This window comes from Streptomyces sp. NPDC036813 (assembly GCF_055609245.1).
The window spans coordinates 48509-74419 of record NZ_JBVJPV010000019.1 but is presented as its reverse complement, the minus strand read 5'-3'; the positions used below and the strand labels follow the sequence as shown (position 1 = coordinate 74419).

The 25911-nt window shown below is 72.0% G+C and carries 20 protein-coding genes and 2 pseudogenes; 6 read left to right on the top strand and 16 right to left on the bottom strand.

Going from position 1 to position 25911, the window contains the following annotated elements; all coding sequences use genetic code 11:
* Positions 1-25 precede the first annotated feature (25 nt).
* Both ACZ67Q_RS32605 and ACZ67Q_RS32600 read right to left on the bottom strand, forming a co-directional pair.
* Positions 26-883, bottom strand: coding sequence for an esterase/lipase family protein (locus tag ACZ67Q_RS32605; RefSeq protein ID WP_471189557.1), 858 nt, complete (start codon positions 881-883; stop codon positions 26-28).
* Between the two features lie 171 nt (positions 884-1054).
* Positions 1055-1501, bottom strand: a complete 447-nt coding sequence (locus ACZ67Q_RS32600) for a MarR family winged helix-turn-helix transcriptional regulator (protein ID WP_471189555.1) — start codon at positions 1499-1501, stop codon at positions 1055-1057.
* A gap of 84 nt (positions 1502-1585) precedes the next feature.
* Here ACZ67Q_RS32600 and ACZ67Q_RS32595 point away from each other — a divergent pair, with 84 nt between their 5' ends.
* The gene (locus tag ACZ67Q_RS32595; protein ID WP_471189741.1) at positions 1586-1960 is read left to right on the top strand and encodes a cupin domain-containing protein; all 375 of its coding nucleotides are present in this window, start codon (positions 1586-1588) and stop codon (positions 1958-1960) included.
* A 7-nt stretch (positions 1961-1967) separates the two neighbouring features.
* Here the strand turns inward: ACZ67Q_RS32595 and ACZ67Q_RS32590 are convergent, their stop codons facing one another.
* Both ACZ67Q_RS32590 and ACZ67Q_RS32585 read right to left on the bottom strand, forming a co-directional pair.
* On the bottom strand, positions 1968-2936 hold the full coding sequence (locus tag ACZ67Q_RS32590) for a DNA polymerase Y family protein (protein ID WP_471189553.1): 969 nt from the start codon (positions 2934-2936) through the stop codon (positions 1968-1970).
* Entirely contained in the window at positions 2933-6367 is a 3435-nt protein-coding gene (locus tag ACZ67Q_RS32585) for a DNA polymerase III subunit alpha (protein ID WP_471189551.1), read from the bottom strand. The genes ACZ67Q_RS32590 and ACZ67Q_RS32585 overlap by 4 nt, the downstream gene beginning before the upstream one ends.
* A 123-nt stretch (positions 6368-6490) precedes the next feature.
* On the opposite strand from ACZ67Q_RS32585, the gene ACZ67Q_RS32580 reads away from it, so the two are divergent.
* Entirely contained in the window at positions 6491-7540 is a 1050-nt protein-coding gene (locus ACZ67Q_RS32580) for an ABC-2 transporter permease (protein WP_471189549.1), read from the top strand.
* 214 nt (positions 7541-7754) lie between these two features.
* Here the strand turns inward: ACZ67Q_RS32580 and ACZ67Q_RS32575 are convergent, their stop codons facing one another.
* From ACZ67Q_RS32575 to ACZ67Q_RS32545, 7 genes and pseudogenes are all read right to left on the bottom strand, one after another.
* Positions 7755-8663, bottom strand: coding sequence for a S1 family peptidase (locus ACZ67Q_RS32575; protein WP_471189548.1), 909 nt, complete (start codon positions 8661-8663; stop codon positions 7755-7757).
* A 236-nt stretch (positions 8664-8899) separates the two neighbouring features.
* A pseudogene (locus ACZ67Q_RS32570) lies at positions 8900-9735 on the bottom strand (DUF1684 domain-containing protein).
* 4 nt (positions 9736-9739) lie between these two features.
* Entirely contained in the window at positions 9740-10540 is an 801-nt protein-coding gene (locus tag ACZ67Q_RS32565) for an LLM class flavin-dependent oxidoreductase (protein WP_471189546.1), read from the bottom strand.
* Positions 10537-11358: an LLM class flavin-dependent oxidoreductase gene (locus tag ACZ67Q_RS32560; protein WP_471189544.1), complete on the bottom strand. Its 822-nt coding sequence runs from the start codon at positions 11356-11358 to the stop codon at positions 10537-10539. Before ACZ67Q_RS32560 ends, ACZ67Q_RS32565 begins: the two co-directional genes overlap by 4 nt.
* 28 nt (positions 11359-11386) lie before the next feature.
* Complete coding sequence (locus ACZ67Q_RS32555) at positions 11387-12148, bottom strand: amino acid ABC transporter ATP-binding protein (RefSeq protein ID WP_471189542.1); 762 nt, start codon at positions 12146-12148, stop codon at positions 11387-11389.
* A gap of 49 nt (positions 12149-12197) precedes the next feature.
* The gene (locus ACZ67Q_RS32550) at positions 12198-13952 is read right to left on the bottom strand and encodes an FAD/NAD(P)-binding protein (protein ID WP_471189540.1); all 1755 of its coding nucleotides are present in this window, start codon (positions 13950-13952) and stop codon (positions 12198-12200) included.
* Positions 13949-14806, bottom strand: a complete 858-nt coding sequence (locus ACZ67Q_RS32545; protein ID WP_471189538.1) for an amino acid ABC transporter permease — start codon at positions 14804-14806, stop codon at positions 13949-13951. The genes ACZ67Q_RS32550 and ACZ67Q_RS32545 overlap by 4 nt, the downstream gene beginning before the upstream one ends.
* A gap of 422 nt (positions 14807-15228) precedes the next feature.
* Between ACZ67Q_RS32545 and ACZ67Q_RS32540 the strand changes: the two genes are divergently transcribed.
* Positions 15229-16182 (top strand): ABC transporter substrate-binding protein, encoded by a 954-nt coding sequence (locus tag ACZ67Q_RS32540; RefSeq protein WP_471189537.1) that lies wholly within the window; start codon positions 15229-15231, stop codon positions 16180-16182.
* Positions 16183-16229: 47 nt separating this feature from the next.
* Here ACZ67Q_RS32540 and ACZ67Q_RS32535 read toward each other — a convergent pair whose 3' ends face one another.
* The gene (locus tag ACZ67Q_RS32535) at positions 16230-17387 is read right to left on the bottom strand and encodes a DUF5685 family protein (protein WP_471189739.1); all 1158 of its coding nucleotides are present in this window, start codon (positions 17385-17387) and stop codon (positions 16230-16232) included.
* 248 nt (positions 17388-17635) lie between these two features.
* Between ACZ67Q_RS32535 and ACZ67Q_RS32530 the strand changes: the two genes are divergently transcribed.
* Complete coding sequence (locus tag ACZ67Q_RS32530; RefSeq protein WP_361625813.1) at positions 17636-18073, top strand: cell division protein SepF; 438 nt, start codon at positions 17636-17638, stop codon at positions 18071-18073.
* 39 nt (positions 18074-18112) lie between these two features.
* On the opposite strand, the gene ACZ67Q_RS32525 is transcribed toward ACZ67Q_RS32530, so the two are convergent.
* A complete protein-coding gene (locus ACZ67Q_RS32525; RefSeq protein WP_471189534.1) occupies positions 18113-19282 on the bottom strand; it encodes an acyl-CoA dehydrogenase family protein in 1170 nt (389 codons plus the stop codon).
* A gap of 198 nt (positions 19283-19480) precedes the next feature.
* Positions 19481-21082: an MFS transporter gene (locus ACZ67Q_RS32520; RefSeq protein WP_471189532.1), complete on the bottom strand. Its 1602-nt coding sequence runs from the start codon at positions 21080-21082 to the stop codon at positions 19481-19483.
* A 468-nt stretch (positions 21083-21550) separates the two neighbouring features.
* On the opposite strand from ACZ67Q_RS32520, the gene ACZ67Q_RS32515 reads away from it, so the two are divergent.
* Positions 21551-22573, top strand: a complete 1023-nt coding sequence (locus ACZ67Q_RS32515; protein WP_471189530.1) for a phosphatase PAP2 family protein — start codon at positions 21551-21553, stop codon at positions 22571-22573.
* 112 nt (positions 22574-22685) lie between these two features.
* Here the strand turns inward: ACZ67Q_RS32515 and ACZ67Q_RS32510 are convergent, their stop codons facing one another.
* Complete coding sequence (locus ACZ67Q_RS32510; RefSeq protein WP_471189528.1) at positions 22686-22901, bottom strand: I78 family peptidase inhibitor; 216 nt, start codon at positions 22899-22901, stop codon at positions 22686-22688.
* 239 nt (positions 22902-23140) lie between these two features.
* Here ACZ67Q_RS32510 and ctaD point away from each other — a divergent pair.
* A pseudogene (gene ctaD, locus ACZ67Q_RS32505) lies at positions 23141-24862 on the top strand (aa3-type cytochrome oxidase subunit I); the annotation flags it as partial.
* On the opposite strand, the gene ACZ67Q_RS32500 reads toward ctaD, so the two are convergent.
* Positions 24861-25904 carry a helix-turn-helix transcriptional regulator gene (locus ACZ67Q_RS32500; protein WP_471189526.1) on the bottom strand — a complete coding sequence of 348 codons (1044 nt, stop codon included), beginning with the start codon at positions 25902-25904 and terminating at the stop codon, positions 24861-24863. The pseudogene ctaD and the gene ACZ67Q_RS32500 overlap by 2 nt on opposite strands.
* Positions 25905-25911 lie beyond the last annotated feature (7 nt).

The following is a 25911-nucleotide window of genomic DNA, read 5'->3' as shown; positions in this document are numbered from 1 at the left end:
GTCGGGCCCCTTCCGGTCAGGGGCGTCAGCTGATGGCGGACGCGCAGGTGGACGGGGTGGCATGGACGGGGTCGAGGGCGTTGGCCACCTCGTGGAAGGCGATCCGGTCGGTCAGCCCGACGAGGACGTGCTCGGACAGGTCGAGCGGGCACAGGTCCTGCAGCAGCACGTTCGTGACGTCGGGCCCGCTGAGGTACTGGCTGCGATACGGCGTGACGACCTCGTCGTACCGGGTGGCGAGGACGGTGTAGTGGACGCCGGGCACGGTGTCGCCGCCCGCGTTGAGCCGGGTCAGCAGGTCGGAGCCGACGACCTGCTCGGCGAGCGCGGGGGTGGCCGCGTTCAGCAGGTCCGCGGCGCCGGGGAAGTACGGCAGCAGCTGGGTGAGTCCGCTCAGGGTGGTGCCGTGATTGCTGGGCGCGATGCCCACGAGGGCGTTCACCCGGGCGGCCCCGCCGAGGAACTTGAGGTAGTAGCGGGGCATCATGCCGCCCTGGGAGTGGCCGACGAGGTCGGCCTTGGCGGCGCCGGTGGCGGTGAGCACCCGGTCCACGAACTCCTTCAGCTGCTGCGCCGACCGGTCGATCGGGCCGAGGCCGTGGAAGACGGGGACGCCCGGCAGTTGACCGTAGTCCAGGGAGAACACGCAGTAACCGCGGTACTCCAGGTAGGGCGCGAGGCCGAGCCAGTTGTCGACGGAGTTGCCGAGGGTGCCGTGCACGAGGACGACGGGACGCGGATGGGCGGCGGACGGCTTGCAGGAGTAGTCGTTCCAGCCGGTGCTCGGTGCGGCGGCGTGGGCGGCGGTGGCCGGGACGGTGGCGGCGGCGGCGGTCAGCAGCAGCGCGGCCATTGGTCTGAGCAGGCGCTTCCAGGGCAGCATCGGGTGATCTCCTTGCGGCTCAAGGGAGTACGACGGCAGGACGCCCTGTGACCCGGATCACGAGGATGCTGTTCATTCGTCAAGTTACGAACGAGTAGCAGACGTGTGAAGTTACGCGTCAGTAAAAACTTCCACCGATAACCGCACCGACGGCGGTCTCCTGATAACGCCTCACCAGGCGGGCCGAACGGGACCTTCGACGGGAAGCCGCCCCAACCGCTGCGCCATGAGCCGCACCTCGGACTCGCCCAGCACGTCCGCCCACGCCCGCACGGCTTCCACCGCGGCCTCCTCCGCCGCCCGGGTGCAGGCCCACCCGCGCTCGGTGAGCACGATCAGCCGGGCGCGAGCATCCCCGGGATGCGGCCGCCGCTCGGCGTACCCCTTGCGCACCATCTCGTCCACCAGCTGGCTCGCCGCCTGCTTGGTGACCCCGAGGTGTGCGGCGAGATCGGTGACCATGGCCCCGTTCGGCGCGAGCCGCGCGAACGCGAACCCGTGGGCGGGCCGCACGTCACCGAAACCACGGGCGACGACGCCCTCCTGGATGCGCTGCGTGAGGTCGCCGGCGGCGGCGAGCAGGGCGGCGGTCAGGGCGAGGGCGTCGGAGTTCTGCACGAGGGCATTGAAACACCCTTGCGAAAATGGTCAAGCTGGTTGACCATATAGTCAAGCAGCTTGACCACTGGAACGGAGAGTCCCATGCCCGTCGTCCGCTCGTCACAGGCCCGCACCCATGAGATCCACGGCGCCCGCTTCGTCTCGTACGCCACTCCGCTGACCGGCAGCAAGGAGCTGTGCGCCTGGCGGGGCGAGATCCCCGCCGGCACCAGGGCGCCCGCGCACACCGTCAACCGGGAGGAGATCTTCCACCTCCTCGTCGGCGAACTGCTGATCGCCCTCGACGGCCGCACCGAACGCGTCATGGCGGGCGACACGGTGATCGTCAACCCCGGCGCGACCCTGGCCGTCGAGAATCCGACCGAGCACACGGCGATCTCCTGGGTCACCACCTCGATCGGCCTGGAAGCCGAACTGGCCGACGGCACCCGCCTCACACCCCCGTGGGCAAACTGAGCTGTCGCTACGCGGCGAGCGCCCCCGGCATCACGGCGCGGGGTCCGAACCTCGCTCGCGCGCGGTCCGCGACCTCCTCGATCCGGCGGACCCGGTCGTCCACGGGGTCGAAGGTGAGCTGGTGGGAAGCCGCCTCCGCCGGCCCGAGCCCCTCCGCGCGCAGGACGATCGCCCGCACCCGGGCGCGTTGCAGCCCCAGCGCCTCGTACATCCCGTACGCCGTCCTGGTCAGGGCCGGCGAGTGCGCGGTGGACTCCGGGAGGGTGCGGCTGCGGGTGGTCGCCGACCTGTCGGCGTAGCGGACGGTCAGGGTCAGGGTGCGGCACACCTTCTCCACGGCGCGCAGCCGGGCGCCGATCTCGTCGGCGGCCGACAGCAGGGCGCGGCGGTGCCGGCCGGGGTCCAGTTCGTCGCGGTCGAAGGCGCGTTCCGTCGCCAGCGACCGGGAGACCGCGTTGGGCACCACCCGGCCGCGGTCGACGCCCTTCGCCTTCTCGTGCAGCTCGCGCCCGGTCTTCGCGCCGAGCAGCCGCTGAAGCGTGGGCAGCGGCGCCGCGGCGAGACGGCCGAGGGTGTCCAGACCGTACTCGCACAGGGTGCGGGCGGTCGCCGCCCCCACGCCGGGCAGCGCGGAGACGGGCCGGCCGGCGAGGAAGTCCACGGCCTCCGCCTCGGAGACCGCGCACGTCACCCCGGGCCGGGCGTCCCGCAGGGCCATGCGGGCGAGCATCGGGCCCGGCCCGGCGCCGATCACGCAGTCGATGCCGTACCGGGCGAGGGCGCGCACCCGGATCACCGCGGCCAGTTCCACGGCGCTGCGCCCGAAGTACCGCTCGGCGCCCCGCAGATCGGCGAGCGCCCCGTCCGGTGGCAGCGCCTCGACGACCGGGGTGAACTCCTCCAGCAGCCCGAGCAGCCCCGGCAGGGCCGCCTCGTACATCGGCGGCAGCTGGAAACGTACGCAGAGGATGGTCATCCCGCACTCCCCGGACTCTGGTGCCACAACTTCCGTACGGCAGACGGCCCTTGTGAGGCCTCCTGCCCCGCGGGCCGCAGGTCGGCCCACGGATGCATCTCGTATCCGGTGGACAGCCTGATGCGCCGCCCGCCGGTCGGATCACCGCTCCCGTCGTCCTCGGCCGCCGGTGCCGCCAGCCGCGCCGCGACCTCCTCGAGACCGCCCTCGGCGCGCAGTTCCACGAGTTCGGCGAGGTTCCAGGCGGCGGATCCCACCACGCTCAGGCTGCGCGGCCCGCGCCGCTGCACCACGCCCCGCACCAGCAGCAGCCAGGAGTGGAAGACGGTGTGGGCGCAGGCGTCGTGCGAGTCGTCGAAGAAGGCGAGGTCGACCAGGCCCGTGCCGTCGTCCAGCGTGGAGAAGATGACCCGCTTGCCGGACCGGATCGGCGGCGTCTGGGTGGCCGCCTTGGCGCCCGCGACCAGCACGGTCTCGCCGTGCCGCGCCTCGCGCAGCCGCCGCGCCGACACCACGCCCAGCTCCTTGAGGAACTCCCGGTGGTCGTCCATCAGATTGCGGGAGGCGTCCATCGACAGCACGCCCAGTTCGGCGCTGAGCCGCTCGGCGTCGGACAGGTCGGGCAGCCCCGCGGCGGCGGTCTTGCGCCCACCGGCCAGGGGCAGCTGGGCGCCGCCGGCGCCCCGGGCGGAGCGGTGCAGCTCGGTCAGATGCAGTTGCAGATCGCGCCGGTTGGCGCCGAAGGCGTCCAGTGCGCCGACCTGGGCGAGCCGCTGGGCGATCGGCCTGCTGGGCCGGGCCCGCTCCCAGAAGTCCACCAAGGAGGCGTACGGCTGCCCGTCGGCGATCCGCGCCGCCTCGGCCTCGCTGATGCCGTGCACATCGGACAGGGCCAGCCGCAATCCCCACACCTCACCTCGATCGGACACCAGTTCGATCCGATGAGCGGCCCCGGACGCGTTCACGTCCAACGGCAGGATCGGCACCCCCCGCCGCCGCGCGTCCGCCAGCAGCAGCCGCTTCGGGTACATCCCCGGGTCGTGCGTGAGCAGCCCGGCGTAGAAGGCGGCCGGGTGATGCGCTTTCAGCCAGGCCGACTGATAGGTGGGCACGGCGAAGGCGACGGCGTGCGCCTTGCAGAAGCCGTACGACCCGAAGGCCTCGACGATCTCCCAGGTACGGCGGATGGTCTCGGCGTCGTACCCGTTCTGCGCCGCCCGCTGCGCGAACCACACCTTGATCCGTCCCTGCGACTCCGGGTCGGACAGCCCGCGCCGCACCCGGTCGGCCTCGCCGCGCCCGCACCCGGTCATGATGTCGACGATGTCGATGATCTGCTCGTGGAAGACGACGACGCCGTACGTCTCCTTCAACGGCCCTTCCAGGTCGGGATGCGGATAACGCACCGGCGCCCGCCCGTGCCGCGCCTCGATGAACGGCCGCACCATGTCGGCGGCGACGGGCCCGGGACGGAACAGCGAGATGTCGACCACCAGGTCCTGGAAGGTGGAGGGCTGCAGCCGTCCCACGAGGTCCCGCTGCCCCGGCGACTCGATCTGGAAGCACCCCAGGGTCTCGGTGGACCGGATGAGCCGGTACGTGGCGGGGTCGCCCTCCGGCACCGCGTCGAGGTCGACCCGCTCTCCGCCCACCCGCGCCACCTCGGCGACCGCGTGCGCCATCGCCGACTGCATCCGCACGCCGAGCACGTCCAGCTTGAGCAGGCCGAGGTCCTCCACGTCGTCCTTGTCGAACTGCGACATCGGGAAGCCCTCGCCACTGGTGGGCATCACCGGCGTACGCGCGAGCAGGGAGGCGTCGGACAGCAGCACCCCGCACGGGTGCATGGCCACCCCGCGCGGCAGGGCGTCCAGCGCCTCGACCAGCTCCCACAGCTTGCCGTACTTGTCCCGCTCGGCGGCGAGCTGCCGCAGTTCGGGCAGCTCGTCCAGGGCCGCGCGGGCGTCCCGCGCCCGGATGTGCGGAAAGGACTTGGCGATCCGGTCGATCTCGGCGGGGTCCATGGACAGCGCGGCGCCCACGTCCCGGATCGCGTGCCGCACCCGGTACGTCTCGGGCATGGCGACCGTGGCGACCCGCTCGGTGCCGAACCGGTCGATGATCGCGCGGTAGACCTCCAGCCGGCGCGCGGACTCCACGTCGATGTCGATGTCGGGCAGGACGACCCGCTCCTTGGACAGGAAGCGTTCCATCAGCAGCCGGTGCTCGACCGGGTCGGCATGGGCGATCCCCAGCAGATGGTTGACGAGGGATCCCGCGCCCGACCCGCGGGCGGCGACGCGGATCCCCATCCCCCGTACGTCGTCGACGACCTGGGCGACCGTCAGGAAGTAGGAGGCGAAACCGTGATGGGCGATGATGTCCAGCTCGTCGTGCATCCGCTCCCAGTACGCGGACCGCCCCGCATACCCCAGCCTCAGCATGCCCGCGACGGCCCGCGAGGCGAGCGCCCGCTGGGCCGTGCGCCGTCCGGCGCCCACCAGGTGGGCCTCGGGGAACCGCACCGTCCCGATCCCCAGATCGTCCTCGGGATCGACCCGGCACTCGGCGGCGGTGGCGAGGGTCTGCTCCAGCAGCCGGTGAGCGGTGTCCCGCCGGTAACCGGCGGCTTCGACCACCCGCTCGGCGACCCCCAGCATGTCCCCCGCGTCCTTCAGCCAGGCCTCACCGGAATCCAGCTCCCCGGCGATGGGCACCAGCCGCCGCGCGGCGTCCAGCACGTCGGCGACCGGGCCCATCCCCGGATCGGCGTACCGGACGGCGTTGCTGAGCACGGGCCGCACGCCCTGCTCCGCGGCGAAGCCGACCGTGCGGGCGGCGAGCCGCAGCGACCCCGGGCCCGTCCCCTCCCGCCCGTGCCAGACGGCCTCCAGTCGCAGCGCGTCCCCGTAGACCTCACGCCACGGCCCCAGCAACCGCGCGGCGCGGTCGGGCCGCCCGGCGGCGAGCGCCCGCCCCACATCGGAACCGGGCCCGAGCAGGACGACGAGCCCGTCCCCCCGGTTGTCGTCCCAGCTCAGCAGCGGCGTGTCGGCGTCGCCTGCGTGCGCCGCCGTGACGAGCCGGCACAGGTCGGCCCACCCGCGGGCCCCGTCCCCGGCGAGAAAGGTGACCCGGGGAGCCGACTCGTCCACGAACGCCCCGCCCCGCACGGGAGTACGGCGCCTGCCCTCACCGGGACCGCCGCCTTCACGTGGACGCACGGCGAGATCCGCTCCGAACAGCGGGCGGACCCCCGCCTTGGCGCAGGCCTTGGCGAAACGCACCGCCCCGGCGACGGTGTCACGGTCGGTGAGCGCGAGGGTGTCCATGCCCCGCTCGGAGGCGCGCTCGGCCAGGCGCTCCGGGTGCGAGGCCCCGTACCGCAGGGAGAACCCGGAGACGGTGTGCAGATGCGCAAAGCCCGGCACACCCACCTCCTCGAACATCAGTTCCCAACAAGACCACCATACCCCCATCCCCGAACACTTGTACGACATCCGTTCGGGCGTGTCCCACCTGCGTAAACACCGTCCCGCCGAAACGGTGGAACCATGACGCAGACCACCGACGCCGACACACCCCGTAGCCCCTCCGAAGCGTCCTTCCTCACCGAGGTGAAGGACGCCGTCACTCCCCGGGCCACCCTGTTGGTGATCGCCGTGCTCGCCCTCCAGCTCCTCTTCATCGCCTCCTATGTGGGGGCGCTGCACAACCCCAAGCCCAAGGACATCCCGTTCGGCGTGGTCGCACCGGCCGCAGCGGCCGGCCAGGCGGTGACGCGCCTCGACAACCTCCCCGGTTCCCCGCTGGACCCCCGCGCGCTGCCGGACGCGGCGACAGCCCGCCGCCAGATCCAGAACCGTGACATCGACGGCGCCCTGGTGGTCGACCCGTCCGGCAGCACCGACACCCTGCTGGTCGCCTCGGGCGGCGGCAGGGTCCTCGCCACGGTGCTGGAGAACCTGACGAAGGCCCTGGAAGCGCCACAGCACCGCACGATCCGCACGGTCGACGTGGCCCCGGCGTCCCGGACGGACTTCAACGGCCTGACGTCGTTCTACCTGGTCGTCGGCTGGTGCGTGGGGGGTTACCTGTGCGCCTCGATCCTGGCGATCAGCACCGGCGCCCGCCCCGCGAACCCGCGCCGTGCGACGATCCGCCTGGCCACGATGGCCATGGTCGCCATCGTCGGCGGTCTCGGCGGCGCGATCATCGTCGGCCCCGTCCTGGACGCCCTGCCCGGCAGCGTGGCGGCCCTGTGGGGCCTCGGCGCGCTGATCACCTTCGCCGTCGGCGCCACGACGCTCGCCCTCCAGGGGCTCTTCGGCATCGTCGGCATCGGCCTGGCGATCCTGCTGGTGGTGATCGCCGGCAACCCGAGCGCGGGCGGCGCGTTCCCGCTGCCGCTCCTGCCCCCGTTCTGGCAGGCGATCGGCCCGGCCCTGCCACCGGGCGCCGGCACCTGGGCGGCCCGCTCGATCGCCTACTTCGAGGGCAACGCCATGACATCGGCTCTGCTGACGCTGGGTGCGTGGGCGCTGGGCGGCATCGTGGTCACGCTGCTGGCGGCGGGAAGACGAAGAAACCGGGCGACGACATGACTCACGGAACGACAGGGCGACCGCCCGCAGGCGTGACCGCAACCCGCCACCGGGCCGCAACGGGCCACCGCAGGCGCAAACGGGCGCGGGGAACTGCGCGACCAGCCGCAGCGCAGCCCGCAGACGAACACCGCAGACGCGCCTCCCGCGAAGAAGCCCCCGCACGCAGACCGCGCACGGGGGCCGATTGCACACGAACGCCGGCGCGAGCGCCTCAGTACACGTGCACTCCATACGCGCTGAGCGCCTCGGTCACCGGCTGGAAGAACGTCGTCCCGCCGGACGAGCAGTTGCCGCTGCCGCCGGAGGTCAGGCCGTAGGCCACACCGCTGTTGGAGTACAGCGGGCCACCGGAGTCACCCGGCTCGGCGCAGACCGTGGTCTGGATCAGACCGTAGACGATGTCACCGCCACCGTAGTTGACGGTCGCGTTGAGCGCGGTGACCTGTCCGCTGTGGATGCCGGTCGTCGAACCGCGCCGGTAGACGGTCGTGCCGACCGATGGCGTGGCCGCGCTCTTGATGTCCACGCTGCCCACGGTGCCCGACTTGGTCACCGAGGAGTTCGTGTAGCGCACGATGCCGTAGTCGTTGCCGGGGAACGACGAACCGGCGGTGGATCCGAGCGTGGTCGAGTGGGAGGAGTTCGACCACCAGGTGCCCGCACCGTCGGTGCAGTGTCCGGCGGTCAGGAAGTAGTAGTTGCCGCTCGAGTCCTGGACGTTGAAGCCCAGCGAGCAGCGCCAGCTACTCGCATAGATGGCGTCGCCGCCGGAGATCAGCTTGTTGAACTTGCCCGGGGTGCGCTTGATGGTGAGCGCGCCGGCATTGACCCCGGCCTGCTCCTTGATCTTGCTGATCTCGGCCTGCGTCACCGTACTGTCGACCGTGACGACGAGACGGTGGTTCTTGCTGTCGACGGCCCAGGCGGTGCCCGGGATGTCGGCCTTCAGCACCGAGTCGCTCGCCTTGGTCAGCTGCGCCGCGCTGAAGGTGGTCGGGGCGTCGGACGCGTTCGCGCTGGGGATCGCGATCGCGGCGGCGGCCACGAGTCCGGTGGAGACGGCGATCAGCCGGGTCCGTCTCGAAAGGCCGCTGCGGGGAGTGGTGCGCTTGATCCTCACGTGTCGTTCCCTCCATGGGAAGTCGGGGGCCCGCGTGGGGTCGGGGCCCGTGAGGCGCAGCCAGGGCCAGGACGCCCGGGATCCCGGGCTTTCACATGCCCCTGACAAGCGCTGAGGGGGAGTATTCGGCCGAACGGCCGGTAGGCGCAAGGGCGCCTTTCGGCCGTCACGTTTTGAACCACCTTTACCCAACGACCGCCACGGCCGGAGTCGACCGGGGCCCAACCGCCTCTCCCTCAGGCCGGGTTCCGCTCCCCCGCCTCGACGTCGATCCCCAGCCTGTTCCCCGGCGGCGGGAACGGGCAGAGGAAGTGGTCCGCGAAGGCGCACGGCGGCAGCTGGGCCCGGTTGAGGTCCACGACCGTCCGCCCCTGCGCATCGGGGGCCGCCGTGTACAGGAACCGGAAGCGGAAACTGCTCGCCCCGCTCGTGCCGTCGGCGAACACCGCCCACAGCGTCCCGTCGTCCTGCACCGACACCTTCAGCGTCAGCTCCCGCCCGTCGAGGGCGAAGGCCGGCTCACCGCCCAGCCCGAGCCCCCGCTCGCGCCCGTCGGCGTTCTCGACCCGCACGGTGCGGCTCTCGCCGTACGCCGTGAAGCGCGCCGGTACGACGAAGCGCGGATCGTGTGGCGTGGCGTCGATGCCACGGAACCGCCGGCGCGTCTCGGCGCCCGGGTCGAAGTCCCGCCCCCCCCAGGCCCCTTCCCGCACCAGCACCACCAGGCGCCGCTCTCCGTACCCGACCCGCGCGTCGGCGACCGCCCCCGCGTCGGCACCGAGCCGTACCTCCCCGCTGAACGGCTGCCCGTCCGGCGTCAGCCCGTCCCCGGCACCGGCGGCGAGCACGGCCCCGTCGTCCCTCGCGGCCCAGCGCCCCGGGATGTCCGGAAGTCGCCCCTCCGGATGGTCTTCCAGCCAGGGGGTGCCCCCAGGCCCTTCAGGCACTGGGGGAGGGTGCCGACGAGCGCGAGCGGCCCGTAGGGCGCAGACACCGCCTCGACACGGCGCTCGTGCCACTGCTTCCACTCGGTCACCGCGTCCGCGGCGGCCTGCGACAACTGATCCGTCATGTCCTCATCCCTTTCCCGATCCCTTTCCTGCCACGGCGCCGAGCCCCAGGTGCGAGCGCAGCGTCGCGCCCTCGTATTCCGTACGGAACACGCCACGGTCCTGCAGCAGCGGCACGACCCGGTCCACGAACTCCTCGAGACCACCCGGCCCGAGGAGGAAGCCGTCGGCGGCCCCTTCCCGCACGAAGCCCTCCAGCGCGGCCGCCGACTCCGGCGCCCCCGTGGCCGCACCGCCGCCCACGCTCCCGGCGGGTCCCGCGCAGGCCAGGACCCTCAGCTCCTCCGCCTCCCGTCCGTACCGCACCAACCGCCGCTTGACGTCGGCGTACAGGGCACGCCCGGCCGCCACCGAGCCGTACGCCGTGACGAGCACGTCGGCGCGGGCGGCGGCGAACTCCCGCTGTTCCTCGGACTCGCCCGTCACGATCACGGCGGGCCGCCCCTGCGGGGAGGACGGCACCGCGAAGTCCGCTTCCCAGACCTCTCGCACGATGTCCACGTAGGGTGCGCCCCCGGAGGTCACGTGCCAGCCGGCTCGCCCCCCGCTGAGCCCGTCCAGCGTGGCGAGGCGGCGCACCAGGTCGAACGGCTCGCCGCCGGCCGCGTCGACCGTGGCGGCCAGCCCGGTGCGCGCGGTGACGGCCGCGAGCGCGCCCAGTACCGTCACCGGCTCCTCCTCCGCCGCCACCAGCACGAAGTCGAACAGCCCCCGCTCAGCGGTCCGCGCGAGGCGCGCCACCACCGGGAACCCGCCGCGGCCGCCGGCGCCGTCCACCCGCACCGCAAGATGCATCCGCCGGTTCATCCCACGCTCCCGGCGTACCTCACGGCCCGCGCGAGGCCCAGGTGTTCGCGCAGCGTCCCGCCCGGATAGAAGGTGCGGAACAGTCCCCGGTGCTGAAGCACCGCCACCGTGCCGTTGACCAGCCGCTCCAGGTCCCGGCGCGGCTCGACCGGCACGAGGTGGAAGCCGTCGACGGCCCCTTCCGCATGCCATCCGGCGATCAGTTCGGCGAGGTCGACCGGCCCGCCCCGGTACAGCGGGCCCTGGACGGTGGGCCGGGGTCCGCCGCCCCCGTGGCCGGGCGCGGCGGCGCGTTCGCCGTCCCCCAGGTCGATCCGCAGGCTCGCCAGCACCCGCAGCTCCCGGGGGTCACGGCCGTACTGGGTGGCGAGCGCGGCCAGTTCGGCGCGCAGGTCGGCGGCCTGGGCCGCCCCGGCCGCCCGTACCAGGGCGACGTCGGCGTGGCGGGCGGCCCCGGACCGGGCCTGCCGGTCGGTGGCGTCGACGACGTGCACGGGATCTCCCGGCGAACGACCCGGCGCGCCCGTGTCCCGGACGAGCCGGCCGGCCCGGCCGGCGCTGACCCAGTCGAGGACCGCGACGGCGCCCGCCTCCCGGCCCGGGTCGGTCACCGCCGGTACCAGGCCGATGCGGGCGGTCTCGGGCGCGACGCGGGCCAGCACGCCCGCCGTGTCGAGGCCGGGTCCCGCGAAGCCGCCGTCCACGGTCACGAAGTCCAGCCCGCCGCGTTCGGCGAGGCGCGCCAGCTCGACGTAGGCGCCGGCGTCGTACGCCCCCGGCTGGTCGATCGCGGCGCCGAGATGCAGCAGCCCGCCCATGTCGGAACTCTCCTCCCCCGCACCCTCCTCACAGCACCTTCGACAGGAACGCCCGCGTGCGCTCGTGCCGTGGGGCGTCCAGCACCTCACCCGGCGGCCCCTGCTCGACGACACGGCCGTCGGCCATGAAGACGACGGTGTCGGCGACCTCGCGGGCGAAGCCGATCTCGTGGGTGACGACGATCATCGTGGTGCCCTGGTGGGCCAGGTCCTTGATGACGTCGAGGACCTCGCCGACCAGTTCGGGGTCGAGCGCGGAGGTCGGCTCGTCGAACAGCAGCAGCCGCGGTTCCAGGGCGAGGGCGCGGGCGATGGCGACGCGCTGCTGCTGGCCGCCGGAGAGCTGGCGGGGGTAGGCGCCCGCCTTGTCGGCGAGGCCGACCCGGTCGAGCAGCCGCAGGGCCGTCTCCTCGGCCTCCTGCCGGGGGCGCTTGAGGGCGGCGACCGGTGCCTCGGTGACGTTCTCCAGGACGGTCAGGTGCGGGAAGAGGTTGAAGTTCTGGAAGACGAAGCCGATCCGGGTGCGCTGTTTGAGGATCTCGCGCTCGGGCAGCTCGTGCAGCCGGTCGCCGGATCGGCGGTAGCCGACGAGGGCGCCGTCGACGCTGATCGCGCCCCGGTCGACCTTCTCCAGGTGGTTGATGGTGCGCAGCAGCGTGGACTTGCCGGAGCCGGAGGGGCCGAGGACGACGGTGACCTCGCCGGTGCGCACCTGCAGGTCGATGCCGTCGAGCACCTTCAGCGGGCCGAAGCTCTTGTGGACGGACCGGATGTCGACCATGACGCTCATGGGGGATTCCTTCGGTGTCTCAAGGGGGGTCAGGCGGTGTCGGAAGGGGTCAGGCGGCCGCACGCGCGGCGAGGGACCGCAGGAAGACAAGCGCGGAGCGTGCGGTGGCGTCGTTCTGCCGGAACGCCGGCCCGCCGGTGCGGGGCCGGGTGAACGCGCCGGAGGAGCGCGCGTCGGTGTGCGGGCCGAGCGCGAAGCGACGCGGGTGGGGCCGTCCGGCTCGGTCGAGGATCCGCCCGTCGGCGGGGTCGACGCGCAGCAGTCCGTCCGGGGTCTCGGCGGCGCCGTCGGCGTGCAGGTCGCGCAGCAGCGGTTCGCGGCTGCGGCGGACGGTCGGTGCGGGCAGCCGCGCCTCGACCAGCGCCCGGGCCTCGATCCGCACGCCCGGCACGGTGGGGCTGGAGGCGCGGAACACCCCGTCCTCGGCGGCCACCGCCATGTCGGCGCCGACGAAGCGGACGATCCCGGCGCGGGACAGCGCGAGCAGCTGCCGCAGCCGGGGTGCGGGCGGACCGGAGGCGAGGTAGCTGAAGAAGCCGTGCCACCAGGACCCGACGTCGCCGAGCCGCACGAGCTGCCCGTACACCGAGAGCAGGGCGTAGAACACGGCCAGGTCCGGGCTGTGCGCCGGGTCGTGCCGGCGCCGCAGGTCCTCCTCCACGTAGGCCCGCAGCCCTTCCTGGAGGGCTTCGTGGGAGGCGTACCGCACGCCGTCCAGCGGCCGGTCGAGGGCGTCGAGGTCGAGCCGGTCGCGTAGCTCGGGCACGGCCGCGGCGACCAGGGCGTCCAGGTCGGCGCCGTCGGCCGCGGCGTACTTCTCCTCGAAGACGGCCCAGGACACGGCGGTCCGCTCGGGGTGGGCGGTGAACAGGCGGTGGTAGTGGGCGAATCCGAGTTCCTTCGCCACCAGGGGCCACACGTCCCGGCGGAAGTCGTACCCTCCGGGCCGGGCAAGCAGCTCGGCGGTCTGCGCGGGCCCGAAGAAGCGCGGCAGCGGCGGCCGCTCGCCGGTGAGGTCGTACCCGATCTTCGCGTGGTACGGCACTCCGCGCCGCGACCCGACGTACAGCACCGGCTCACGCCCGGACGGGAGGTAGATGTCGCCGTCGTAGCGGCCGCCGCGGCCCTCGGTGAGCAGCACCATCAGGTCGACGAAGGCGAGGCCGAAGCCGCGCACCAGGACGTTCTCGCCGGGCGCGAGCGCGGACAGGTCGCTGTCGGCGGTGTAGTCCGGCGGCAGGTGGACCAGGCCGTGCTCCCGGGCATGCGCGGCCAACGCGTGCTGGTCGTCGTCGGGTTCGGCGTCGAGATGGCCGACGGTGAGCACCACCAGGTCGGCGAGGAGGGGCCGGGGGCGGCCCTCCAGCCACACCTGCTGGCGGCCCTCGCGCGGACCGCTGACACGCAGGGCGCGGCGGCGGTGATGGTGGACGGTGATCCCGGCGGGCAGCGCGGCCAGGGCCTGCTGGTGCACCCAGCTCAGGTAGGCGCCCTGCAGCTGCCGGTCGGCGAAGGTGCGGCCGTCGATGCCGGCCCATTCGTGCAGGGTGGGTCCGGGGCGCACGGGGCCGGCCATGTCGACGGTGTCGTCGGTGAACATGGTGATGTCCGCGGCGTGCGAGTTCATCCACAGCAGGGGTGACTGGGCGGCACGCCAGACGCGTCCGGCGCCTGGTGGGTACGGGTCCACGAGGTGGATGTCCAGGCCGGAACCGGCGTACAGCTCCGGCGCGTTGGCGGCGATCCGCTCGATGACGCCGGTCCCCCGCGGACCCGCGCCGACGATGACCAGAGCGGGCCTCATCGCCGCGGCTCCGTTCCGCGTGCGTAGCGCTTCTCGACGTAGTGCTGGCCGATGCCGAGCAGCGAGGTGACGACGGTGTACCAGAGGGTCGCGACCATCAGCAGCGGGATCACCTGATAGGTGCGGTGGTAGATCAACTGTGCTGAGAACAGCAGGTCGTTGACGGCGATGACGCTGACGATGGAGGTGCCCTTCAGGGTGCCGATCAGCATGTTGCCGGCCGGAGGCACGATCGAGCGCATCGCCTGCGGCAGCACGATCCGCCACCATCGGCGCCGGCGGCTCAGACCGAGCGCCTGGGCGGCCTCGATCTGCCCGCGGTCGACGGAGAGGATGCCTCCGCGCACCACCTCGGCGGCGTACGCGGCCTCGTGCAGGGTCAGGCCGATGACGGCGACGGCGACCGGGCTGAGCAGGTCGACCGTCCGCACACCGAGGATGTGGGGGTACAGCGCCCCGATGTTGAACCACAGCAGCAGCTGCACCAGGATCGGGATGGAGCGGAACAGCCAGACGTATCCCCAGCTCACCGCGCGCAGTACGGGGTTGGCGGACAGCCGGGCGGCGGCGAGCAGAGTGCCGAGCGCGAAGCCGAGCACCATCACGACGGCGGTCAGCCACAGGGTGAGCCACAGGCCGCGCAGCACGGAGGCGGTGGTGAAGTACTCGGCGACGACGTCCCATTGGAAGGCGTCGTTGCGCAGGATCGAGGTGAGCGCGAGGGCGAGCAGGACCAGGACGACGACGGCGGCCGCCCACTGGCCGTAGCGGCGCCGGGGCACGATGCGCGGGGCGTCGGCCGCTTGCGGAACGCCGGGTGCCGCGGGCAGTTTGGCGAGGGTGTCGGAAGACATGCGAAGGCTCCGTGACCTGGTGGGTCGTACACGGGTGGTGCCTTCACACGGGGCGCGCCGAGCGGCGCGGTACGGCCGAGCCCCTCAGCAGGGCCGTCGCACGACTGTACGGGGCCGTTTCCCCTCGCTGTCAAGGGTGTCCAGAGTATGAGCCGTACGTCTCAAGTCGGTTGACGCAAAACCGGAGACCTGTTCCACTTGGCCCATGCATCCGCAGTGGCTGGTCTCGCGCTCCCACATCGACTTCGGTCGCGTGTGGTCCTCTTCCTGTTGAGCTGACCCCCTGCACGTCCCGCCGCCCTGATCCGGCGGGCGTTCTTCCGTGTTTCTCTCCGCATGCCTTCACACGCGCACCCCTCCCCTCGCGTTGTTCCCCCGGCGTTCTTCACGCCACTTCTGCTGCTCACAGGAGACCGCACACCATGCGTACGTCCACGCGTACCCGCTTGAGGCATTTCGCCCCGTTCGCCCTGATCACCTCGGCTGCTGTGCTCCTCAGCGCGTGCGGTTCCGGCTCCACCGGCCCGGCGAACGCGGCCGGCGCGGCGGCGGCCGCCGACAAGATCCCCACCACGGATGTCGTCTCCGGCGTCCGCAAGGACGAGGCGGCCGCGAAACTGCTGCCGGCCGGCGTGCGGGGAGTCACCGTCGCGATCAGCGTCGGCGGCACACCGCCCGGCACCACCTATCTGGACGACGGCAAGACGCTGACCGGTCAGGACGTCGACTTCACCAAGGCCGTCGCCCGCGTGCTCGGTCTGCGACCGAAGGTGGAGCAGGCGGGGTTCGAGGCGATCCTGCCCGCGCTGGACAGCGGCAAGTACGACGTCGGCGCCAGCAACTTCGGCGTCACCGACGAGCGCCGCAAGACGATCGACTTCGTCACCTACATCAACGACGGGCAGGGCTTCGCCACCCGTGCGGACAGCGACCTGAAGAAGATCACTGATCTGACGCAGCTGTGCGGCCTGAACGTCGCCACGGGCGCCGGCACCACGTTCGAGGCCACGCTGGAGAAGAACAAGCACCTGTGCACCGACGCCGGCAAGAAGCCGTACAAGGTGCAGACGTACGGCGAATCGAGCGCGATCTGGTCGTCGGTGCAGCAGGGCCGCAGCGATGTGGTGATGTCCACCATCAACGGCCTGCGCTATGCCGTCGCCCACCAGCCGGGGCTGAAGTTCCTGAACGAGTACCACCGTCTCGACGTCGGCTTCGCCTTCAAGAAGGGCACGGCGCTGGCCCCCGCCTTCCAGGCCGCGGTGAACAAGCTGATCGCCGACGGCACCTACGAGGCGATCCTGAAGAAGTGGGGGACGACGGGGTCGGCGATCAAGGCGTCACAGATCTCGCCGCCGGAGCTGAAGTCCTCCTAGACCCAGGCCCGTACCCCAGCCGGGGCCGCGCCGGTTCGGCAGCCGGTTCAGCAGCCGTCGCACGGACAGCAGCAGTCGCAACCGTCGCAACCGTCGCAGCCGCTGCACGGGCAGTCGCAGTCACAGTTCTGGCAGCACCCTTCGCGCTTCTTGCGCGACCACGGCCCCTCGTACTCGTCGGCACAGCACACTTTGCAGGTGCAGCACAGCCCCATCGCGACCGCGCACCCGGCCCAGAAGCCGCGCCGGCCCTTCTGCGGCGACTGCCCGCCGAAGGGGTCGCCGGGCAGGTACGAGGGGGCGCCCGGCGGGGGCGGTCCGAAGGCACCCTCGGGTATGTGACCGCACGACTCGGCGCCGAAGGCCCGGTCCACCGAGCGGCGCAGCTCGTGCACCAGCAGCCGGTGCGCGAGCCGGCCGTCGGTGAACTCCACGTCCCTGAGCGCCAGCCGGATGCCGTGCACGGCGTCCTCCGCGATGCGGCGGGCGTCGGTGAGCGAGGTGCCGGTGGCGGTCAGCGGGTTCCAGGCGCCCGACGCCGCGTCGGCATGCTGGTCCTCGACCGCGTCCAGCAGGTGGGCGAGCCGCCCGAAGAGCCGGCCGGCCTCGGCGAGCGGTGCCGCGTTGCCGGGGCGCCCGGCCAGCACGGCGGTGTGCGCGAAGGCGGCGGCGGTGGCCGTCTCGGTGGGTTCGGTGACGGTCAGGATCGGCGTGCCGGGTCCGGCCAGCGCCTCCAGACCGGCCTGCCGGTCGACGGCGTCGACGAGGACGGCGGTGTCGAAACCGACTGCGGCACCGCCGCGTTCCCCGGCCCGCGCCCACCCTTCGGCGACCCGGCGGGCGGCGAGCGCCACCGGCCGCCGGCCCAGCAGGCCGTCACGGTCGGCGACATGGTCGTGCACCTTCGCGGCGGCGAGCACCAGCGACACCGCGGCGGCCAGCCGCGCGCCCTCGCCCTGGGCGACGGAAGCGGTGCGCATGCCGCGCAGCGGACACGGTCCGGCCGTACGCCACCCACCTGCTCTCTTCCCGGCCTGAGCCTCCGTCAGAACCGATATGAGCAACCCGTCATAGTTCGTCACGATCCGGGCGAACTGCCCGTGATCCTTGCGCAGCGCGAGGCACAGCCCGCACAGGTGAGCCATCCACTGGACGCCCAGCGCCTCGCCGAGCCGATGCCGGCAGGGCCTGACCATTCCGAACACCACGCGCCCCCGTTCACCCGTACGCCCCGTCCGTCACCCGGACGCCGGGAAGAATCATATTTCACTCACAGTCAGCAGCCGTTTGAGTCACGCCCCTTGGGAAACACGGCCTCTCGACGGATCGACTGTGCACCAGTACCGTCACAAACCCCCCGCACGGCGTCTATCCACTTGGCGCGACATCCGCATCATGGACGACCATGGGGAATGCGGAAGGCAAGACAAGGCCGCTGTGAGAGGAGGCGTCCATGGGATCGGTGCGCAAGGCGAGTGCGTGGCTCGGCCTCGTCGACGACAACGATGACGAGCGCTACTACGACGACGACTACACCGAGGGGACCGAGTCCGGGGACGCCTGGGTCACCGACCCCCGGGTGAAGGTGGCAACGGACACGGCCGAGGAGAAGGGCCGCCGGATCGGCACGGTGACCCCGGACAGCTTCCGGGACGCCCGCGCGATCGGGGAGCTGTTCCGCGAGGGGGTGCCGGTCATCATGAACCTCACGGCCATGGAACCCGGCGACGCCAAGCGCGTGGTGGACTTCGCGGCGGGGCTCATCTTCGGGCTGCGCGGTTCGATCGACCGGATCTCCACGCGCGTGTTCCTGCTGTCCCCGGCCGACACGGAGATCATCTGCGGCGAGCCCGCCGCGCACCGTTCGGACGGTTTCTTCAACCAGAGCTGAGGCGGGGCCGCTCACCGGCCCCGCCCTGCTCGGGGTCCGTCACCGGAACGCGTCGAGTCCGGTGAGCGCCTTGCCCAGCACCAGCTGGTGCATCTCGACGGTGCCCTCGTAGGTGAGCACCGACTCCAGGTTGGTCGCGTGCCGCATCACGGGGTACTCCAGCGAGATCCCGTTCGCGCCGAGGATGGTGCGCGCGGTACGGCAGATCTCGATCGCTTCCCGCACGTTGTTGAGCTTGCCGAAGCTGACCTGCTCGGGACGCAGGCGGCCGGCGTCCATGCGCCGCCCGAGGTGATGGGCGAGCAGAATCCCCTTGTGCAGCTCGACCGCCATGTCGGCGAGCTTGGCCTGCGTGAGCTGGAAGCCGCCGATGGGCCGGCCGAACTGCTCGCGCGTCTTGGCGTACTCCAGTGCGGCCTCGAACGAGGACCGGGCCGCGCCCATGGCTCCCCAGACGATCCCGTACCGGGCGTGGGACAGACAGCTCAGCGGTCCGCGCAGCCCGGTGACCTCCGGAAGCACCGCGTCGGCCGGCAGCCGTACGTCGTCCAGCACCAGCTCGCTGGTGACGCTGGCCCGCAGCGACCACTTGTGCTTGATCTCGGGAGCGGAGAAGCCGGGGATGTCGGTCGGGACGACGAAGCCGCGGATGCCGTCGTCGGTGCGGGCCCAGACGACCGCGACGCCGGCGACCGAGCCGTTGGTGATCCACATCTTGCGGCCGTTGAGCACCCAGTCCGAGCCGTCGCGCTTGGCGTGGGTCCGCATGGCGGCGGGGTCGGATCCGTGGTCGGGCTCGGTCAGCCCGAAGCAGCCGATGACCTCGCCGGCGGCCATGCGCGGCAGCCAGGTCTGCTTCTGCTCCTCGCTGCCGAAGCGGTGGATGGCGTACATGGCGAGCGAGCCCTGCACCGACACCAGGGACCGGATGCCGGAGTCGGCGGCCTCCAGCTCCAGGCACGCGAGGCCGTACTGCACGGCGGAGGCACCGGCGCAGCCGTAGCCCTCCAGGGACATGCCGAGCGCGCCGATCGCGCCGAGCTCTCTCGCCAGCTCGCGGATGCCGGGCAGCTCCCCCTTCTCGTACCACTCGGCGATGTGGGGCAGCACGCGGTCCGCCGCCCAGCTGCGGACGGTGTCCCTGATGGCCAGGTCCTCGGCCTGAAGAAGGTCGTCGATTCCCAGGGGATCGATGGGGTCAAAGGACATGGCACATCCTCCGGCGAACGCGAAAACTAGCACCGCTAGTTACGATTGGTGCCGCTGACGTTACGACGAGGTGTCCCGTACGTCCAGTCCCCCGGGTGTGCCCCGCCCGGCAGTCCGGCAGGTGGACCCTTGCGGCAGTCCCATGCCGGCACCGGCCGCACGGACGGAGCGGCAAGCTTCGGATGGCCGCTCGCGGCGTCACGCGGAGACGCGCGACCTCTCCGCCTCCCGGGGCGCGGGCAGCTCCACCGGCTCCGGCTCGCCGCACTGCATGACCCGGGGCAGCCGCAGCGCCATCACCGCGCCCAGCAGCAACAGGCCCGCGCTCACCAGCAGCGTCACATGCAGTCCGTGGACGAAGGACGCGCGCGCCGCCGCCCGCAGGGCGTCCCCGGCGGTCCCGCCGAGCCGGCCGGCGACGTCGTAGGCCTCCCCCAGCGAGTGGCCCGCCGCATTCGAGGCCGACGCCGGCACGCCCGGCACGTCCGCGAGCCCGGGCGCGTACGCCGCGTTCATCACACTGCCCAGCAGGGCGATCCCGATCCCGGCCCCCAGCTGGTACGACGTCTCACCGATCGCCGCCGCGCCGCCCGACTGCTCGGCCGGCGCCTCGCTCAGCATCGACTCGTACGCCCCGAAGAGCGTCGTCTCGAGTCCGAAGCCGAGCAGGACGAAGCCGGCCAGCAGCAGGGGGACGTTGTCGGTGGCGCCCATCGCCGTCAGCGCCACCACCGCGGCCGCGGTCAGGCAGAAGCCGGCGCACACCATCCGGCGCGGCCCGAACCGGCGCAGCATCCGCGCCCCGAGCAGCCCGGCCGCCATCGCCGCGAAGGTCAGCGGCAGCAGCCGCAGCCCGGTCTCGAGCGGCGACAGGCCCAGCACCAGTTGCAGATACTGCGCCGCGATCAGCTCGAGGCCGACCAGGGCGAGCATCGCCAGCACGATGCACCCCACGGAGGTGCTGAACGCCGGCCGGGCGAACATCCCGAGGTCCACCAGCGGGTGCCGGCGCCGCCGCTGCCGTCGTACGAAGAGGACCAGCAGGACCGCGCCGGTGATCAGCGGCAGCACGGTGAGCGCGCTGCCCGCCGGTTCCCCGCCGCCCAGCCGCTTGACGCCGAACACCGCGCCGAACAGACCGGCCGCGGCCATCAGCGCGCCGACGACGTCCCAGGGGCCGTCGTCCCCACCGGTCGACTCGGGCAGCAGCAGCCGGCCCACCGGGATGCTGATCAGCATCAACGGGATGTTGACGAGGAAGACCGAGCCCCACCAGAAGTGCTCCAGCAGGAAGCCGCCCAGCAGCGGGCCGACGGCCGCGCCGACCGCCGCCACCGCGCTCCACACACCGATCGCGAGCGCCCGCTCACGCCGGTCGGGGAAGACCTGGCGCAGGATCGACAGCGTCGCGGGCATGATCATCGCCCCGCCCACGCCGAGGAGGGCCCGCGCGAGGATCAGCACCTGCGCGTTCGGCGCGAAGGCCGCGAGCGCGGAGGCGATGCCGAAGAGGCCGTAGCCGAGCAGCAGGACGCGTCTGCGGCCGACCTTGTCGCCGAGCGTGCCGAACAGGATCAGCAGCGAGGCGCAGACGAGGGGGTAGGTGTCGACGATCCAGAGCAGCTCGATGGCGCCGGGCCTCAGGTCCTCGGTGACAGCGGGCACCGCCACGTGCAGCACGGTGGCGTCGACGGCGACGAGCAGCAGGCTGGCGCACAGGACGACGAGGACGACCCAGCGGTTGGCACCGGCCCCGGCCGCCCGACGGCGCAGCGCGGCGGCCGTGGTCGTCCCGGACATGTACGTACCTCCCAGATGAACCTCGCGCCCGGCGGGCTCACGGGGGTGGGGACTCCCCCGCGACTCGGCCGGAGAGAAGCGGTCGTCTCCGGCCCGCGCAGCGAACGCGAGTGACACGTCAGCGTACGCGCATTCGCTCGCCGCTCGCGTGGCGGAGGTCTCACCGGTTCCGGTGAACCCGTGTGGCGTACGCCACTCCTCGCGCGGGTGCGCGCCCGCCCTCCCCCTGCCCGCGATCACGCTGCGACACGAGCGGGCGGCGAAATCCGGGCGGGCGCACGGTGAACGCATTCGGACACAGCATAAAACCCGCTCCGGAATGATCAAAGGAATTGCAGGGCGCACCGTTGTCCGATTACGGATTCACAGGAATTAAACCCGCCGTTGAGAGGAATCCCACATCACATCGTCATCACAAAGCCGTGGATTCGCCGGGGTTGACAGCTCACTCGCTGTAACGTCGATTGAGTGCGTATCGAACCGAACCTCACCCGTCTGGACCGGGTGTTCACCAGACTGGACCGGGAGCCGGAACGACCGGCCAACATCGACGTACCGCGGATGACGCGGCACAGGGTCGTGCTCTTCGGCTCGACCCTGGCCTTCTACGCGGCGATCGTGTGGCTGGTCGTGACCACCTCGTGGCTGGTCCGGCTGGACTGGCAGGTCATGTTCTTCCGGCCCTACCAGCAGTGGGCGCAGATCCACTGGTTCGTCGACTACTACGTGGTGCTGGGCCAGCGCGGCCCCACCGCCGTGATGGTCGCCGCCTGGCTGGGCTGGCGCTCCTGGCGGCAGCACACGGTGCGCCCCCTGCTGACGCTGGGGGCGTCTCTGCTGTTGCTGAACATCACGGTGGGCGCGGCGAAGATCGGCATGGGCCGGCTCGGTCCCCACTACGCGACCGTCATCGGCTCGAACGAGATGGGTCTGGGCGGCGATATATTTCCCAGCGGCCACACCGCCAACGCCGTCGTGACCTGGGGAATCCTGGCCTATCTGGCCTCCACCCCGAGAGCCAGGCGCTGGCTGTCCGCCCTGTCGGCGATGACCTCGCTGGGCGTGGGCATGTCCACGGTCTACCTCGGTACGCACTGGCTGAGCGACGTGCTCCTCGGCTGGGCCGCGGGCCTGCTGATCCTGCTCGCGCTGCCGTGGTGCGAGCCGCTGATCGCCCGCGCCGAGACCGGGCTCTTCGACCTGCGCGACCGCTGGCGCGCCCGCCGCGCCGGTACGGCACCGGTCCCGGCAGCCCCTGTCACGCCACCGGTCCTGGTCCCGTCGCGCCCCTCGGCGCAGGACGAGGCCCCCGCGGGGCGCGCCGCGGCCTCCACGGCGCGCGCCCCGCGAGCGCCGGTCTACCTGGCCCCCGGCCCGCACACCACCCGCGCCGAGCGCACCCCGGTCACCCCGGCCGGCAGCCGCCGCCCACCGCACGCGGACCGCGTCGCGCGCGGTACGACCCCGGCGGCCCGCCCCACGGGCAGCTGAGCGCCACGCGGCGAGCCGGTACGCACACACCCCGCCGCGCGCGCACCTCGCGACGCACACGATGGCCCCGGTTCCGGGCAGGAACCGGGGCCTTCGTCGTCACACGGGCGCCTCACCCCTTCCAGGCGCGGGCCACGCGGCCGTCCTTGACCTCGAAGTTCAGCCGGCCCACGCGGTACTCCATGGTGATGACCGCCCCGGGCGGCAGGGGGCGCACCGTCGACCACCCGCGCTCACGCGCGAGACGCTCGGCCCGCTCGGCGTCGAGGCCGACGTAACCCTCGGGACTGTCCTGCGGCTCCCCCGGCGGGGAGGGAATGGGTGCCATACCGCCACGCTAGGCGGTGTCACGCTTCTGTCACAAGATCACACCGTTATGTTTGACCGCGTCCGGTCATACCGGAGGTGTGGCCCCGGTGCCCGCATTACGCCTTCCGGGCGTATTCGAACGCCATTCCCGCGCCCCGGGCCGGCACTTCCGGCCACCTGCCGGAAAATGCCCCGGCCGAGCCCCGGGGGCCGTCATTTCCGGGCCGATTTCCCGAATGCCGTACGCATCGGCACCCCATGGGAAATCCACCGCTCCCCCACACAATCTCCGTACGCCCTCTGTCGGAGCGCACCACGGCGCGCGCATCATGGCCTCGGCCCGCGCGCAGCTTGCGCCGCGGGCTCGCAGCGGACCCGGGACGCGGCAAGCGAAGGGGCGAGCGGACGATGGGCACCGAGACGGTACGGGCGGCGGCACGGGCCAGGCGGAGCAAGCGGCGCGGCCGGGTGGTCGTGGACTGGCTGACCACCACCGACCACAAGAAGATCGGCCACCTCTATCTGATCACGTCGTTCGTCTTCTTCCTCATCGGCGGGATCATGGCGCTGCTGATGCGCGCGGAGCTCGCCCGGCCCGGGCTGCAGATCGTCGACAACCACCAGTTCAACCAGCTCTTCACGCTGCACGGCACGATCATGCTGCTGCTCTTCGCCACCCCCAGCTTCGCGGGGTTCGCCAACGAGCTGATGCCGCTGCAGATCGGCTCGCCCGACGTGGCCTTCCCGCGGCTGAACATGTTCTCGTACTGGCTGTTCCTGTTCGGCGGGCTGATCGTGCTCAGCTCGCTGGTGGTGCCGGACGGTCCGGCGGCGTTCGGCTGGTTCGCCTACGCGCCGCTCAACGACGCGGTGCACTCCCCCGGTGCCGGGCCCGATCTGTGGATCATGGGGCTCGCGCTGTCCGGCTTCGGCACGATCCTCGGCGCGGTCAACTTCATCACGACGATCGTCGGGATGCGTGCCCCGGGCATGACGATGTTCCGGATGCCGATCTTCACCTGGAACACGCTGCTGACGTCGATCCTGATCCTGATGGCGTTTCCGGTGCTGGCGGCCGCGCTGCTGGTGCTGGAGGCGGACCGGCGCTTCGGCAGCCAGGTCTTCGACGCGGCCAACGGCGGCGCGCTGCTGTGGCAGCACCTGTTCTGGTTCTTCGGCCATCCCGAGGTCTACATCATCGCGCTGCCGTTCTTCGGCATCATCACCGAGATCATCCCGGTCTTCAGCCGTAAACCGATCTTCGGTTATCTCACGCTGGTCGGCGCGACGATCTCGATCACCGGGCTTTCGGTGGTGGTGTGGGCGCACCACATGTTCGCCACGGGCGCGGTGCTGCTGCCGTTCTTCTCCTTCATGTCGTTCCTGATCGCGGTGCCGACGGGGGTGAAGTTCTTCAACTGGACCGGCACCATGATCAAGGGCTCGCTGTCCTTCGAGACACCCATGCTCTGGGCGACCGGTTTTCTGGTGACGTTCCTGTTCGGCGGACTGACCGGGGTGATCCTTGCCTCGCCGCCGATGGACTTCCATGTCACCGACTCCTACTTCGTCGTCGCGCACTTCCATTACGTCGTCTTCGGCACGGTCGTCTTCGCGATCTTCGGCGGGCTGTACTTCTGGTGGCCGAAGTTCACCGGGAAGATGCTCGACGAGCGGCTCGGCAAGATCCAGTTCTGGACGCTCTTCACCGGCTTCCACACCACGTTCCTGGTGCAGCACTGGCTGGGCGCGGAAGGCATGCCGCGCCGCTATCCCGACTATCTGGCCGCCGACGGTTTCACCGCGCTGAACACGATCTCCACGATCGGCGCGTTCGTGCTCGGCCTGTCCACGCTGCCGTTCCTGTACAACGTGTGGAAGACCGCCAAGTACGGCGAGAAGGTCGACGTCGACGACCCCTGGGGCTACGGCCGCTCACTGGAGTGGGCGACCTCCTGCCCGCCCCCGCGGCACAACTTCACCGCGCTGCCCCGGATCCGCTCGGAGTCCCCGGCGTTCGACCTGCACCATCCGGAGTTCGCGGCGCTGACCCCGCAGCCCGAGCCAGCGCCGCATCAAGCCGGGCCCGAGCAGTCCTGATCGCGTCGACCAGCTCGGCCGGCTCGACCACCTCGAAGGGGAAGCCGAGCATCATCACGTGGATCACCATCACGTCCAGGCTCCCGGCCCCGGCGCGCAGCAGGCAGGCGCCGGGGCCGTCCGGCTCCAGCGTCCCGGCGGACGGCGAGACGCGCTCGGCGGCCTCGGCGAGGGGCACCAGCAGCCGGACGGTGGCATGGGTGGCGTACGCGCGTGTGGAGACGCCCTTGGAGACGTACGCGGCGAGATCGTCGGCGGGCGGGGTGCGCGGGGTGAAACGCGGTCCGTGCGGCGGCTTGGGGGTGATGCGGTCGACGCGGAAGGTGCGCCAGTCGTCCCGCTCGACGTCCCAGGCGACCAGGTACCAGCGGCGCTCGGTGCACACCAGCCGGTGCGGTTCGACGGTACGGCGGCTCGGGGCGCCGTCGTGTGTGCGGTATTCGAAGCGCAGCCGCTCGGCGTCCCGGCACAGGTGGGCCAGCTCGGTGAGCAGGGCCGGGTCGACGGGGGCCGTCGGCGGTCCGGGACGCAGCATCGGCACGGTGAAGGCGTTCAGCGCGCTCACCCGGCGGCGCAGCCGGTCCGGCAGCACCTGCTCCAGCTTGGCCAGGGCCCGCACGGAGGTCTCGCCGATGCCCTCGATGCCCTGTCCGGCGGCGGTGCGCAGACCCACCGCGACGGCGACCGCCTCCTCGTCGTCCAGCAGCAGCGGCGGCAGTTCGGCGCCGGCGCCCAACTGGTAGCCGCCACCGGTACCCGGGCTGGCGTTGACGGGATAGCCCAGCTCGCGCAGCCGGTCCACGTCCCGGCGCACCGTTCGCGGGCTCACCCCGAGCCGTTCGGCGAGGTCCGGCCCGGACCACTCGCGGTGGGCCTGGAGCAGGGACAGCAGGCGCAGCAGTCGTGCGGAGGTCTCCAGCATGGCGCCG

What these genes read in the sequence shown, in the direction of transcription:
- ACZ67Q_RS32605 (WP_471189557.1), bottom strand. Translation starts at nt 883, where the DNA reads ATGCTGCCCTGGAAGCGCCTGCTCAGACCAATGGCCGCGCTGCTGCTG.
- ACZ67Q_RS32595 (WP_471189741.1), top strand. Translation starts at nt 1,586, where the DNA reads ATGCCCGTCGTCCGCTCGTCACAGGCCCGCACCCATGAGATCCACGGC.
- ACZ67Q_RS32590 (WP_471189553.1), bottom strand. Translation starts at nt 2,936, where the DNA reads ATGACCATCCTCTGCGTACGTTTCCAGCTGCCGCCGATGTACGAGGCG.
- ACZ67Q_RS32580 (WP_471189549.1), top strand. Translation starts at nt 6,491, where the DNA reads ATGACGCAGACCACCGACGCCGACACACCCCGTAGCCCCTCCGAAGCG.
- ACZ67Q_RS32565 (WP_471189546.1), bottom strand. Translation starts at nt 10,540, where the DNA reads ATGAACCGGCGGATGCATCTTGCGGTGCGGGTGGACGGCGCCGGCGGC.
- ACZ67Q_RS32560 (WP_471189544.1), bottom strand. Translation starts at nt 11,358, where the DNA reads ATGGGCGGGCTGCTGCATCTCGGCGCCGCGATCGACCAGCCGGGGGCG.
- ACZ67Q_RS32555 (WP_471189542.1), bottom strand. Translation starts at nt 12,148, where the DNA reads ATGAGCGTCATGGTCGACATCCGGTCCGTCCACAAGAGCTTCGGCCCG.
- ACZ67Q_RS32550 (WP_471189540.1), bottom strand. Translation starts at nt 13,952, where the DNA reads ATGAGGCCCGCTCTGGTCATCGTCGGCGCGGGTCCGCGGGGGACCGGC.
- ACZ67Q_RS32545 (WP_471189538.1), bottom strand. Translation starts at nt 14,806, where the DNA reads ATGTCTTCCGACACCCTCGCCAAACTGCCCGCGGCACCCGGCGTTCCG.
- ACZ67Q_RS32540 (WP_471189537.1), top strand. Translation starts at nt 15,229, where the DNA reads ATGCGTACGTCCACGCGTACCCGCTTGAGGCATTTCGCCCCGTTCGCC.
- ACZ67Q_RS32530 (WP_361625813.1), top strand. Translation starts at nt 17,636, where the DNA reads ATGGGATCGGTGCGCAAGGCGAGTGCGTGGCTCGGCCTCGTCGACGAC.
- ACZ67Q_RS32525 (WP_471189534.1), bottom strand. Translation starts at nt 19,282, where the DNA reads ATGTCCTTTGACCCCATCGATCCCCTGGGAATCGACGACCTTCTTCAG.
- ACZ67Q_RS32520 (WP_471189532.1), bottom strand. Translation starts at nt 21,082, where the DNA reads ATGTCCGGGACGACCACGGCCGCCGCGCTGCGCCGTCGGGCGGCCGGG.
- ACZ67Q_RS32510 (WP_471189528.1), bottom strand. Translation starts at nt 22,901, where the DNA reads ATGGCACCCATTCCCTCCCCGCCGGGGGAGCCGCAGGACAGTCCCGAG.
- ACZ67Q_RS32500 (WP_471189526.1), bottom strand. Translation starts at nt 25,904, where the DNA reads ATGCTGGAGACCTCCGCACGACTGCTGCGCCTGCTGTCCCTGCTCCAG.